11 protein-coding genes are annotated in these 13,539 nt (G+C 45.6%); 6 read left to right on the top strand and 5 right to left on the bottom strand.

Annotated elements, in window-relative coordinates:
- From C7382_RS05395 to C7382_RS05410, 4 genes are all read right to left on the bottom strand, one after another.
- Complete coding sequence (locus C7382_RS05395) at window positions 1-303, bottom strand: DUF4134 domain-containing protein (RefSeq protein WP_004585394.1); 303 nt, start codon at window positions 301-303, stop codon at window positions 1-3.
- Window positions 304-492: 189 nt separating this feature from the next.
- Complete coding sequence (locus C7382_RS05400; RefSeq protein WP_116679280.1) at window positions 493-1,197, bottom strand: hypothetical protein; 705 nt, start codon at window positions 1,195-1,197, stop codon at window positions 493-495.
- Window positions 1,198-1,201: 4 nt separating this feature from the next.
- The gene (locus C7382_RS05405; protein ID WP_021644063.1) at window positions 1,202-1,588 is read right to left on the bottom strand and encodes a DUF3408 domain-containing protein; all 387 of its coding nucleotides are present in this window, start codon (window positions 1,586-1,588) and stop codon (window positions 1,202-1,204) included.
- Window positions 1,575-2,384: a ParA family protein gene (locus C7382_RS05410; protein WP_021644064.1), complete on the bottom strand. Its 810-nt coding sequence runs from the start codon at window positions 2,382-2,384 to the stop codon at window positions 1,575-1,577. The genes C7382_RS05405 and C7382_RS05410 overlap by 14 nt, the downstream gene beginning before the upstream one ends.
- A 629-nt stretch (window positions 2,385-3,013) precedes the next feature.
- On the opposite strand from C7382_RS05410, the gene C7382_RS05420 reads away from it, so the two are divergent.
- Genes C7382_RS05420 through mobC form a run of 3 tightly spaced genes read left to right on the top strand, consistent with a single transcriptional unit; the run spans window position 3,014 to window position 6,691 of the window.
- Window positions 3,014-3,415, top strand: coding sequence for a plasmid mobilization protein (locus C7382_RS05420; protein ID WP_013816534.1), 402 nt, complete (start codon window positions 3,014-3,016; stop codon window positions 3,413-3,415).
- Window positions 3,400-4,680: a conjugal transfer protein MobB gene (gene mobB / locus C7382_RS05425; RefSeq protein ID WP_116679281.1), complete on the top strand. Its 1,281-nt coding sequence runs from the start codon at window positions 3,400-3,402 to the stop codon at window positions 4,678-4,680. Before C7382_RS05420 ends, mobB begins: the two co-directional genes overlap by 16 nt.
- A 1-nt stretch (window position 4,681) precedes the next feature.
- Window positions 4,682-6,691: a conjugal transfer protein MobC gene (gene mobC, locus C7382_RS05430; RefSeq protein ID WP_116679282.1), complete on the top strand. Its 2,010-nt coding sequence runs from the start codon at window positions 4,682-4,684 to the stop codon at window positions 6,689-6,691.
- Between the two features lie 98 nt (window positions 6,692-6,789).
- Here mobC and C7382_RS10240 read toward each other — a convergent pair whose 3' ends face one another.
- Window positions 6,790-6,921, bottom strand: a complete 132-nt coding sequence (locus C7382_RS10240) for a hypothetical protein (protein WP_262499705.1) — start codon at window positions 6,919-6,921, stop codon at window positions 6,790-6,792.
- Between the two features lie 45 nt (window positions 6,922-6,966).
- Between C7382_RS10240 and C7382_RS05435 the strand changes: the two genes are divergently transcribed.
- The 3 genes from C7382_RS05435 (at window position 6,967) to C7382_RS05450 (ending at window position 13,472) form a co-directional block, all read left to right on the top strand.
- Entirely contained in the window at window positions 6,967-9,426 is a 2,460-nt protein-coding gene (locus C7382_RS05435; RefSeq protein WP_116679283.1) for a choice-of-anchor J domain-containing protein, read from the top strand.
- A gap of 516 nt (window positions 9,427-9,942) precedes the next feature.
- Window positions 9,943-10,821: a GLPGLI family protein gene (locus tag C7382_RS05445; protein WP_116679285.1), complete on the top strand. Its 879-nt coding sequence runs from the start codon at window positions 9,943-9,945 to the stop codon at window positions 10,819-10,821.
- A gap of 14 nt (window positions 10,822-10,835) precedes the next feature.
- Window positions 10,836-13,472, top strand: a complete 2,637-nt coding sequence (locus C7382_RS05450) for a TonB-dependent receptor (protein WP_116679286.1) — start codon at window positions 10,836-10,838, stop codon at window positions 13,470-13,472.
- The last annotated feature ends 67 nt before the right edge of the window (window positions 13,473-13,539 follow it).

Raw genomic sequence — 13,539 nt, forward strand, 5'->3', positions numbered from 1 at the left:
TTACAGGAAAAAGCTTCTTAAAATCGTGGCCGCCACAATCAGAAAGATGCAGGCGCCGAACCACGAGGCCGCGGTCTTGCTGGTATCGGGGTCTCCCGAAGAAAATTTCTGGTAGACTTTGACTCCCCCGATCAGGCCGACTACGGCTCCGATGGCGTAGATCAGTTTCGTGGCCGGGTCGAAATAGGAGGTTACCATCTTGGTGGCTTCGTTGATTCCGGCCATGCCGTTGCCCTGAGCAAAAGCTCCGGTTGCGAGCGTCGTAAGCAGCAGGGCGATACACATCGTTTTTCGTGTTTTCATACGATTGGATTTCAGGTTTATAATTCAATACATTTGTATCCGCCATGGAAAAAGGAGGACGGGGAACCCTTCGGTATCAGATAGTAAGGTTAAGGTTCGGTCGTCTTTTCGGGTTTCCCCGCCTCCGGTTTTCACCGTTCGGATATAAGGCTTCGTTTTCTCGGCGGACGGAAAGGCTCTCCTTGTTCTTTACAGGTAAGCCATCCAGTCCTGTGCTCCGGTTGCTGTCGGAGCGGCGGAATCCGTTTTTTTCGCTTTACGGCCTTTTTCTGCCATCTCCTCGGGCGGATGGCTGAGCAATCCCAGCAACTCCCGTCCGCGTTCCCGCTGCAACCGTTCGTGTGCCCGGAGCTTTTCCAGAAATTCCGTTCCACGCAGCTTGCCGGCCGTTTCCCGTACAAGTGCTTTGTCCGTTTCCGTAAGCTGCTCCGGCTCCTCGGCAGCCGTCCGGAGTCTTTGAAGCTCTTTCACCGTAAGGCTGTCTGTGGAGACCTCGATCTCCCGTTCCAGCAGCAGCGAAAGAGCTTCCTGCTCCTCCAGCATCTCATCCGTTTCATTTTCCGGCAGGGAAGGATAGAACTCGCTGTCCTCGTTTTCTGCTGTCCGGACTCCGTCTTTTTCGGGTGGATCGGATGATTTTCCGACGGCAAAGCTATCGCCTTTTTCCTTGCGATTTTGATCCGGTTCCTTCGCGTTCCCCCGCATTCCCCGGGATGGAAATTCCGTTCGGGTTTTTCCCAGAATATCGTCATCGTCCGAAGAATAATTACCGGTGTCGGATTCCTTCTTTTTCTCCGCTTCGCGCATGCTGCGCCGGATGTTCCATTTGCTTTGGAAGCGCAGGTACAGCAGTACCAGTACCAGAAACCAGGTGGTCAGTAAAAGAATTTTCATAACGTTACGGGATAAGGGTTTTCCGTCTGTTCTTTTCGATGGCTTTGCTTAGCAGCTCCCTGTGCCGTTCGATATGTTCGGAGAGGATATTTCCGATATAGGCCGAGAGGGTTGTTTTGGCTCTCAGGTCGTTCAGGATATGGCGCAGGCATTCGAGCAGCTCCCGGTCGCAGGAGAAGGTCATCCGGTTCTCGACGGTACGGGAAGAGAGAAACAGGCTTCGGTATTCGTCCATCGTGATCTCCTGACGGGAGACGGGATCGTCCGCGGGAGATGAATTTTTCCCGTTCTTCTCATCAGAGCGGGGAAGGACCTGCGGAGCATCGGTACCGGCCATCTTTTGTATCTGTTCGGCGATCAGCTTTTGGCGTTGTTCTTCAATCGTGGGCATGACGTTTCGGTTTTAGCAGGCATTTTTCGATGATTTCCCCGGCCAGCGCAGCTATGCCGCTTCCTTCGAGCAGGCTTTTGTCCGGTGGCAGGTAGGTGGAGCGGAAAACCTCCCGGTTGTCGGTCGTGATTTCTTTCTTGAAACGGGAAGAACGTGGCAGGCGGGTATCGAACAGTCCCAGTCCTTCTTTTTCGATCTCCCGGTCGTAAAACTCGATGACGGCCGGATGGACACGCCGGTCGATCTTGTTCCAGAGCATGTAGATCTGCTTGATGTTGCCCGATGTGATCGATACGCCCAGATCGCGCACAGCCAGCGCGTAGGACATGCAGGCGACCAGCGACTGCCGATCGGGCTCTATCGGAGAAATGAGGTAATCCATATCGACCGTCAGACTGACCAAATCGGGATCATCCGCCCGTCCGGGCAAGTCGAAGAAAACGAGGTCGAACGTTTCTGCCGAACGCGCTTCCATAAAAGTCTGCACATCCTGCATGGCCTGTCCGGAGGTGCTTTTGATAATCCGGTAAGCAGGCTTGCCGAAAGCCTCGAAATGTTTCTTCATCCGTGAGAGCAAAGCCGGCCGGCCGTTCTGCACGGTTTCTTTGTCGCGCTCCCGGAGATTGGCGAAACTGTACTGCGAAAAATCGCAGTCGACGACGAAGAGATTCAAACCTTCCCTGTAATAGAGGTAGCTGGCCAAAATCTCCGCAATACTGCTTTTCCCTACGCCGCCTTTGAGCGATCCGAAGCCGATATGTACCGGCCGTTCGGAGAGTGTCTTTTGTTTTTGCATCTGTTGTATAATAAAAGGATTTGTAATGTTATGATCATATGATTGTATGGCTGCGTCAGCCTGTCTGTCTGCCGATAAACGGATACATGAATCGACCGGTCAGGTGATGGACACATCGGTACATTGATCAATCCATGAATGCACATACCCGTGTGTTCGTATCTTATCATATTCTTGTGTCATTGTGTCATTATGTTATTGCATTATTCTGTTATCCTGTAAACATACCCGGCAGGCAAGCTGCAATCATGTTGCCTGCTTATCCGGTAACCGGCTTGCCTGCTTTGCAAATTAACAGCTGAACAGACGCTTTTTTACGACCCGGTTCCCCCGGATTCCTTTGCATTCCTTTTGATGGAAAACAAAGGCTTTCCCGACACGGCGGCAGGCCGTAACTTTGCGCAGGAAAAGCAATCGTCCCCGACCGACCGGCAGGAAATGAAGATTGTCCGGAAGAGCGACGGTCGACCGTCGCTATCGCTTTTGAACGGTTGATCATGGCAAGGTGTACCTTTGTCCGACAACGCGCTGCGAAGCCGACAAAGGTGCCTTGCCCCGGTGCGGGGAAAGAAGCTTACTCCGAAGTCGTAAGCAAAGACTGATTTATTAACCTTAACCTGACGAATGCTGTGAGAAATGAAAACAGGCATGGTGGCAGTCCGTCCTATCGCTACTATGTCAGACTCAATGAAAAGGACAACAGCCGTTTTCTCGATTTATACGAGAAATCCGGTATCGGAAACAAATCCGAATTTATCCGGCGGAGGCTTTTTCTGACTCCGTTCCGTGTGATTACCCATGACAAATCGGCCGCCGATTATTACACCCGGCTGACCCATATCCATGCCCAAATCCGCAAGGTTGGCGTGCTCTACAATCAGGCCGTCCGCTCCATTAACACGTACCATTCCGTCAAAACGGCGGCCGTTTTACTGCAAAAGCTGGAGCAATACACCGGAGAACTCCATGCGCTTCTGGAAGAAACGAACCGGCTCACGAAAGCGTTCGAAGAACGATGGTTGCCGAGATAACCGCTCCGAAAAGTATGGGTAAAGTGTTGGCATATAACTTTTCCAAAGTAACGGCGGGAAATGCCTCCGTCATTCTGACCTCCTCGATGAGCGTGGATCAAAACGGAGAAACGAACTTCGAGCGAGCATTGAGCGATATGGAGATGCGCATCCCGTCGGGTATCCGCACGAAAAAGACGGTGTTTCACTGTTCCCTCAATCCGCATCCGGACGACAGGCTGACAACAGAGCAGTTACAGGACATCGCCCGGGAATACATGGAAAAGATGGGATACGGCAAACAGCCTTACATCGTATTCAAGCACAACGACATCGCGCGCGAGCATATCCATATCGTCTCCCTGCGTGTGGACAGCTACGGGAAAAAACTGCCTTACAAGTTCGAAGCAAGACGCAGCAAACGGATTACCGATGAGCTGGAGCGGAAATACGGCTTGATACCGAGCGGAAACCGGAGAAGCCGGCACGAGACACATGCGGAGAACGTGTTGAAAACGGCGGATGTGAAGCAGGGCGATGTGCGTCGGCAGATTGCCGCTGTGGTTCGGGCGGTGCTGGAACGGTACGCTTTCCGGTCGTTGGGTGAAATGAATCTGCTGTTGGCCCGATACCACATCGTTGCGGAGGAAGTTCGCAAGGAGTACAAAGGGAAGCGGTACGACGGGTTGGTATACGCCATTACGGATGATGCGGGAGAGAAACGGATGATACCCTTGCATGCCGGTAAAACAGGGAGAGGAGCAGGCTATGCCGCCGTTGCGCGTCACTTTGAGAAATCCAAAGCGCTTATAAAAGAGAAGGCGCCGATGCTTCGCAATGCCATCGTCGAGGTCATGCAGTCATCCCCCGATAAAGAGCGGTTTTCGGAAGAGATGAAAAAACGAGGCATCGACGTGCATATCCGCCAAAACGAGCAGGGACGTATTTACGGCATCACGTTTATCTCGGACGAAGCCGGTATCGCTGCCAATGGCTCGCGCTTGGGGAAGGGCTATTCGGCCCATGTCTTTAACGATTACTTTCTCGGGGGTGAGAATCCCTTCCTCGATTACAGCCGGCAGGAGATTCGGGAGCTTCCTTCGGTGCGTTCTGCTCCGGAGATGCTACCGGAGGCTGAAACCGGCGATGATTGTTACGATGAGCCGATCGGAACGGATGAGTCGGGAATCGTCGTTCACGGGATCGATTATAAGGAGCTGGCTTTCCAGCGAAAGCTGAGAAACAGGCGGCATAAACAGGATATAACCGGAAAAAGAAGAACATAAGATGCAGAATGAAGATGATTTGAGAGGACTGGCCAAGACGATGGACTTTATGCGCGCCATCGCCATCCTCTTTACGGTAATCAACGGCTACTGGTTTTGTTACGAGGCTTTACACGAATGGAAGATTACCATAAGCGTTGCAGATACGATCCTGATGAACTTTCATCGAACGACGGGGCTTTTTTCTTCCATCCTTTGGACAAAGCTCTTTGCAGTGGTATTCCTCGGACTTTCCTGTCTGGGGACGAAAGGTATCAAGGAAGAACGGATCACCCGGCGCAAGATCGGGGTGGTATTGAGTGCCGGAGCAGCTCTCTATCTGCTGAACGGATGGATACTGAGCCTGCCGGTCGGCATAGACCTTCGGGCTGTCTGCTACCTCCTTACATTGGCCGCGGGATTTATCTGTCTGCTGATGGCCGGCTCCTGGATCAGTCGCCTGTTGAAGCACAACCTGATGGACGATGTATTCAATGTGGAAAATGAAAGTTTCATGCAGGAAACCCGCCTGATGACGAACGAGTATTCGGTGAATCTCCCGACTCGTTTCTATTACCGGAAAAAGTGGCGCGACGGTTGGATCAATGTCGTGAATCCTTTCCGCGCGAGCATGGTGCTCGGTACACCGGGGTCGGGAAAATCCTACGCGATCGTAAATAACTACATCAAGCAGCAAATCGAGAAGGGATTTGCCATGTATATCTATGACTATAAATTCCCCGACCTTTCCGAGATCGCTTACAACCATCTGCTCAGACATCGGAAGGCGTATGAAGTGCAGCCGAAGTTTTACGTAATCAACTTCGATGATCCCAGAAGATCGCATCGTTGCAATCCGATCAATCCGGATTTTATGTCCGATATATCGGATGCTTACGAATCGGCGTACACGATCATGCTGAATCTGAACCGCACATGGATTCAGAAGCAGGGGGATTTCTTTGTGGAGTCGCCGATCATCCTGCTGGCGGCTATTATCTGGTTCCTGAAGATATACGAGAACGGCAGGTATTGCACCTTTCCGCATGCCATCGAGTTTCTGAACAGACCTTATGCGCAGATCTTTCCGATTCTGACTTCCTATGATGAGCTGGCCAACTATCTTTCACCTTTTATGGACGCATGGGAAGGCGGCGCACAGGATCAGCTTCAGGGGCAGATCGCTTCGGCCAAGATTCCGCTTTCGAGGATGATTTCTCCGGCACTTTACTGGGTAATGACGGGCGATGACTTCTCGCTCGACATCAATAACCCGAAAGAACCGAAAATCCTGGTGGTAGGCAACAATCCCGACCGACAAAATATCTATTCGGCGGCACTCGGTTTATACAACAGCCGGATCGTGAAACTGATCAATAAAAAGAAGCAGCTCAAAAGCTCGGTGATTATCGATGAGTTGCCCACCATCTATTTCCGAGGGTTGGATAACCTGATTGCTACGGCTCGTTCCAATAAAGTGGCAGTCTGTCTGGGCTTTCAGGATTTCAGTCAGCTTACCCGCGATTACGGAGACAAGGAGAGCAAGGTGATTCAGAACACGGTGGGAAATGTTTTCAGCGGTCAGGTCGTAGGTGAAACGGCCAAGACGTTATCGGAGCGCTTCGGGAAAGTTTTGCAGCAACGCCAATCGATGACGATTAACCGGAACGACAAATCCACCTCCATCAGTACGCAAATGGACAGCCTTATTCCGGCCAGCAAAATCAGCAACCTGACGCAAGGGATGTTTGTCGGGGCCGTTTCGGACAATTTCGATGAACGTATCGAACAGAAGATATTCCATGCGGAGATTGTCGTGGACAGTGCAAAGATTTCCGCAGAAACAAAAAGTTATAAACCGATCCCGGTGATTGCAGCGTTTACGGATGAGTCGGGACAGGACAGCCTCAAAGCATCCATTGATGCCAACTACAAGCAGATAAAGCAGGAGATTCTCGCACTGGTCGATGTAGAGATTGAGCGGATTGAGAATGATCCTGAACAATCCGGATTGCTCAGGAAAAATTTATGATTCCATGGAGACAAACAATAGAGATAGGTTAGCTGCATATTAAAAGTAAGGCCTTGTTTATCCCAATCGTACATTTGATTCCGAAAGCCCAATTTACTTCATTTTTCCTCTATTGAAACTATCGTACAATCCACACCCCCTTTATTGGGTATTTTGCGTTCTTGCGCCGATAATAAGCCTTTTTTGCTTTCTAATTTAATTTTTTGTGGTTCCTTTATGATAAATGCCATAGAGAGGCATGTTTGATTTAATCAACCCTTTAACAATTAGAAGGTATGAAAAAGCAGAACTCCTTATTTGCTTTTGCTCTTCTTTTCTCTCTTTGGGGATTAGGGCAAACAGCAATGGCGCAAAAAGCGAGAAAAGAGGTTTCCCGTGCGCAAGCAAAGACCTTAATGCTGAAACAGCAAAAGGCAACACCATCCGATCTTAAAAGATTCCGTGATGAGCCTATTCCGGGTGGCATGGCCCGCATTATTCTGGAGGCTCACGACGTGTGGGGAGACGGCTCCGGCTACCAGATGCTATTGGATGCCGACCACACGGCCTATGGCAATGAGATTCCTCTGACCACACCTTTAGGCAATACTCTGACCGTCGATTGTGATATCCCTGCCACATTGTACGCTCCATTCGAATTCAAGGTGCCAGCGGATGCCGATCCTTCCTGTACGCCGGAGCATCAGGTTGTGGATGGGGTAGCCTGCATCGACTTGCCAGCAGGCGTTTACGATTATGTGGTTGTCAATCCCACGCCTTCCTTATGTATTGTTATACCAGGAATTTTCGGGCAGGAAGATGATACATTCGGAGACGATTTCAGATTCGAAGCGGGAAAGATTTATCATTTTCTTGTTGCATTTCATGATGGAGGTACCTTCTCTACAACGGGTGACTATGTAACATTAACCGTAACTGATGGCACTCCGCTTCATCCTGTTCAGAATCTGAAGGGGACAGCAGAAGGACAAAAAGTCACTCTTAAATGGGACTCCCCAACCTCGGGCAAAAGCACTATAGTACTGAATGAAAGTTTTGACAAGGAAAACCTACCGGAAGGATGGTCTATGATCGATGCCGATGGAGATGGACATAATTGGATGTCCACAATCGGTGTTTATAACACACTCCCTCATTCTGGCGCAGGCGCCATGTTCAGCAAATCATGGACGTCAAAGCCCGATCTGACACCGGACAATTATCTGGTGACACCACGCTTTACAGTTCCTATTCATGGAGAGTTGACCTATTGGGTTAGTACCCAGGAAGAGTGGGTCAATGAGAACTATGGGGTATTCCTTTCCGTTTCCGGTAATCAGGTGGCGAATTTCACGGAGAAATTGTTTGAGGAAAATCTCTCAAACGGCAAACCATTCACAATGAGGCAGAAAAGAGAGAATGCTCCAAAACTGCCAGCCCCTTACAGGAAAAGGAGCATAGACCTCTCTGCCTATGCCGGTCAGGAGGTATACCTGGCCTTTCGTCATTTCAACAGCGAAGGCGTTTTCCGTTTCTATCTTGACGATGTGACGGTATCTGACGGGGAGGTATCTGAAGAATTCACTTATACGGTATACCGTGACGGAACGAAAATCAAAGAGGGGTTGACGGCTACCTTGTTTGAAGAAAATGGCGTAAGTGTTGGCACACACGAATACTGCGTGGAAGTGCAATATGTCGGTGGCGTTTCTCCGAAAGAATGTGTCGACATAACAGTCTCCTCCCAATCTCTCAATCCTGTGACCGGTCTGACGGCTACGCAGGATGGGATGGATGCCGTTCTCCGATGGGGCGCTCCTGTCGCCAAGGACGAAGTCGTTCTGTTGAGTGAAAGTTTCGATACGGGAAAAATGCCTGAAGGATGGACGACTATCGATTCCGATGGAGACGGACATGCTTGGGACCCTGCTTTTCTCTTTGACTTTGGCGGACAAGGGCACAATGGGAGCATCGGACTGATTTCTTCGGCTTCTTACATTTACTATGTAGGTATTCTAACTCCTGACAACTATTTAATCAGCCCGGAACTTAGTCTCATAAATGGAGGCACTCTTTCTTTCTGGGTATGTGCACAGGATATCGGTCATCCAGCCGAACACTATGCGGTTTATGCTTCGACCGGTGGCAATGCGGTTGAGGATTTCACAATACTTCTTCTTGAAGAAACAATTGAGAACAAGACTGTTCAATCTATGAGAAAGAGTAGCGAGCTGCGTTCCCAGACCCCTTGGAAAGAAAAGACTGTAACTCTTCCAGTCGGAACAAAGTATGTTGCTTTCCGTCATTTCGACTGCTCGGACATGTACAGACTCTGCATCGATGATGTTGAAGTCTCTTGTAAAGAAGATGAAATCCCATATACCTATACAATTTACCGCAACGGTACAGAAATTGCTTCGGTAGTAACGGAAACCACTTATCGGGATATGAATCTGGTACCAGGCACCTATACATACGGGGTAAAAGTCGTTTATCCGAACGGCGAATCGTCGGTGGAGGAAGCAACACTGACCATTACGTCCTTGTCCGAAACGGTAACGACAAGGCCGTATACCCTGGCCGTACACGAGAATCAAATCACTGTAACTTGCAAAGGGGAAGTCCGTATTTACGATATAAACGGACGCCTTGTCGCGACCGGAATCGATGTCGTAAAATATACGACACAGAACGGAGTCTATGTGATTCGTATCATTGTCAATGGTAAGACATATGTGGAGAAAGTCATTCTGTAGTAGTCAAACAAGCCAGTGTACAGCACGAAAGACCTTTATAACTACAGATGTTTGCGTCACCACTATTAGGTATTTTGCTGCAGAAATACGAGGATATTTGGTGATATGGATTTTTATGCCTATCTTGCGCGCAAGGAGGACGATAGTGTGTCTTCCATAATTTTCAACAACACAAATCATAAAAACAAAAACTATGAAGAAATTTGTGCTAGCGTTTGGTCTTCTTTGCACTGCTGCTGTCAGTGCGTTTGCAGGACATCATGTGTGGATTCACACGAGTTGCGGAGTTAGCATAGAGATGGTGTATGAGGATTATCACACCGGTGCTGATGTTGTAAACGACGCATTGCTCTTAGAAGCTTATTTCTGTGGAGATTAGCCGTATGATTTTATGAAATTATGCCAAAAGTCGAGCGAGGATTTTCTTCGGTAAATGATAGTTCTCTTCGTGCTTTTGGCATAGTTTTTTCTGGGAATATGAATTGTAAAGCAAGTTTGATTTAATTATTGGAAGTCATGAAAATTAAGAATTCTATCGGAGCGCTTATTTTTTTATTTTCACTCGTAGCTAATGCAAATGCGCAAAAAGTAGATAAGATAGGTGTAGGAGCAAATCTGTCCAAAGATTCTATTCCAATGCAGATTGTAGATAATGCAAAATACCGTGTGTATTATAAGCTTACTTTCTGCAAAGATTCTACAGCAACTGATTTGAAAACGGAAGCACAAACGATTTTATTGGTGGGATCAAAGTTCAGCTCTTTTCTGGATTATAATGCTTTACGCAAAGATTCTCTGTTTAACGCCTTATCTAAATCAGGTTTAGGTGCTATGGAAATTGTAGGTCGTGTAATGCCTATAGGCAGACAAATCAAATTTGAACCGACCATCATGAAGAATTTTCCACAGAAGGGTGTATATACATTTCAGCAGATGATTACGGCGCGGGATAATTACAGATACGTGGATGAAGGAGTGAAAATAAAATGGAAATTGGAAGCCGGTGAAAAGGTTTTGCAAGGATATACCTGCAAAAAAGCCACTTGCACGTATCGAGGAAGATGTTATATCGCTTGGTATTGTCCCGATATAGCAATGAATGATGGTCCATATGTCTTTACAGGCTTACCAGGGCTTATTTTGGAAATATTCGATGTAAAAGGGCATTATAAATTTACAATGAATGGATTAAATAAAGTGACAGGTTTTGATCCATTATATTTTACAGCAAATAACGTGGAAACTCTATCAAGAGATAAAGTTCGAAAGGTTATCAGTAATCTACGAGCTAATCCTGCAAGCATATTACAGCTAATGGGAGGAAGAGCCACTGTTAGTCCTGAAACACTGAAAAAAATAAAACCAAAACCTCATAATCCGATTGAATTGGAATAAATACGGTACGCGGTATGTGGTATAAATCTCTCTGTTGTTTTTTTGCCCTTAGTTTATCTTTTTTTTATGCGGAAGCTCAATCTCAGCCGGAAAAGAATACATATAAAGGGCGAATAGTTTGTGCAGAAAGCGGAAAGGGGTTAGAAAATGTTATTTGTCAGGTCATGAATGCCGATGGGCGAACAATCGACTTCTCTTTCTCCGATAAAGACGGCTTTTTTGTTTCGAACATAAGGGATGATTCCCATGCCATATTATTCAAGCTATTGGGGTATCATGATTATAAGATCTCCATTGAGAAATTAAGACTCATCAAGAATGGTCGGATTGTATTATCCGTATCAACTCAAAATCTCCAAGAAGTTGTCGTTTCCATTCCCCCGATAACCAATCATAACGATACAATCAAATATAATGTCAATAGTTTTCGAGGTCAAGAAGACAAATATATCGTTGACATCCTGAAGAAATTGCCAGGGATAAAAGTTTCGGAAAATGGAGCGATTTCCTATATGGGGGAATCCATTAACAAATTCTACATTGAAGGTCGGGATTTATTGGGTGGACAATATAATCTTGCAACAAACAATTTAGATGTCGATGCAGTCAGTTCTGTAGAAGTTTTAGAAAACAATCAGCATGTCAAAGCTTTGAAAGGTGTAGAATACTCTGAAAAAGCGGCGATAAATCTTCGATTGAAAAAGGGGTATACTGTACGCCCTTTCGGGGAGGCAAAACTTGGAGCAGGAGCCTCCCCTTTTCTCTATGATGGACGAGGCTTTGCGGCGTACCTTAGCAACACCCTTCAAATTATGAGTAATTTGAAGGGTGGCAATAATGGGAGCTTTATCTTAAATGAATTGGATGAAAAGCTGGATATCGGTAATATTTTTTCTTATGAACCTCTAACTTCTGATGCTGTAATCGCTCCATCTCCCAGAGGAGTTCCCTTACCGATGGAAAGGCATCTATTTAACAAAACTATCTTGGGAAGTGTCAATACTTTGATTCCTTTGAATAAAGAAAGTGAGTTGAAAATAAATTTCGCATATGGTGAAGATAAGACCAATCAAGAATTCAGTTTATTGCAAAGTCTCGCAACAGGAAATAATACTCTAAATATATCCGAGCGTTCAGAGTTTCAAAAGAAGACGGGAAACACTCGTCTATCAGCTACTTATGAGCATAATTCTACAAATAAGTATATACAAGATCAATTGGTATATTATCGGAAAAAGATAAAAACAAATACGATAGTAAATGGAGATGACGATTTTCAGGTGCTAAACACCGGAGAGCTTTATCACATTCAAAATGATTTCCAGTCTTTATTCAAATTCGACAACAACCAAACTTTCAAAGCAAATTCTTTTTTTAGATTCAGCTTTAATGATGAAGATTTAGAAAAGCAACATCATGTAAATGTACCCAAGGATAACATAAACGAAACCTTCTATAACAAGCATCTTGTTGCCAAAAATAGGATTAGTTCGACGTTTGATATGTTAGGAAACAGTCTATATTTGGAACTTAACATGAAATATCAGAAAAAGGATATGAGAAATACCCTCAAGATCGAAGAAATGAATACGATATGGGGGACATTTAAGCCGTCACAAGAGATAAATATAGAGCGTTTGCAGGTTGGTTTTTCTCCAAGCTATCAAATTAAGACAAAATCGGATCGATCTGTCATCAAATTGAATCTCCCCTTCTCATACAGTCGTTATTCCAGCGACAATTCAGAATCTCAAAAAAAAGATGAGAGGTTCATTTTTTCTCCTTCATTCAGTTGGACATATAAAATCAATTACCAATGGGAATTATATACGAGACTGGGACGAGATTTCGATTATGTAGAAGATATTTCTTTATTGGATGCACCTTATTTGAGAGGATACAGGGCTATCTACATTCCTTCCGGCTCGTTTAACCATAGTGATAATTACAATATATCGGAAAGGATTCGGTATAAAAACCTTGTGGATATGCTCTTCTTCAATCTCAATATTCTTTACCGACACTCATCATTTAATTTCATAAATAAATATCATAATACCCCACAATGGGCCTATCATACGACTGAACAGCACCGGAATGAAGGTTCTCTCTTTTCTGTTGTTTCCGATATATCCAAGACAATCATACCATGGAAACTTTCTCTAACGTTCAGTCCTTCTTACACTCATATAAAATCACGGTTAATTCAGCAAGATATGCGAATTCGAAATATCACAAATATCCTTTCTTTCTCGGCGAAGACAGAATGGAAAGCTATTGAAAAATTCACTCTGATTTACAATGTTTTAGGGAGAGGAACATGGAACAAAAACAATATAAGAGAAACCCTTTTGCTAAAAGATTTTTCTCAAAATTTATCTTTATTCTTTTTCCCAACCAAACAAATAGACCTATCTATCACTGCTGATCACGTTTTATATGAAAAGAAAAAAAATAAGTATTTATCATTCTTTTTTCTTGATCTGGCAGCATCTTATAAGTATAAAAGAATGGAATTTGGCATAACTGCAAATAACCTGCTCAACAATGACATATTTTCCATCACAAGCGTATCAACTGTTAACTCATATTTTCAACAGATGCCATTGAGAGGGCGGGAGTTTATGTTCTCTCTCAAATTCAACTTTTAATCCAGATTTTAGTCATTCTGTCTTATTTACATCTTCTACGATCAGCCTTAATTGCTAAAAGATGATT

This window comes from Porphyromonas loveana, assembly GCF_003096695.1.
In the GTDB taxonomy this organism is placed as follows: Bacteria; Bacteroidota; Bacteroidia; order Bacteroidales; family Porphyromonadaceae; genus Porphyromonas; species Porphyromonas loveana.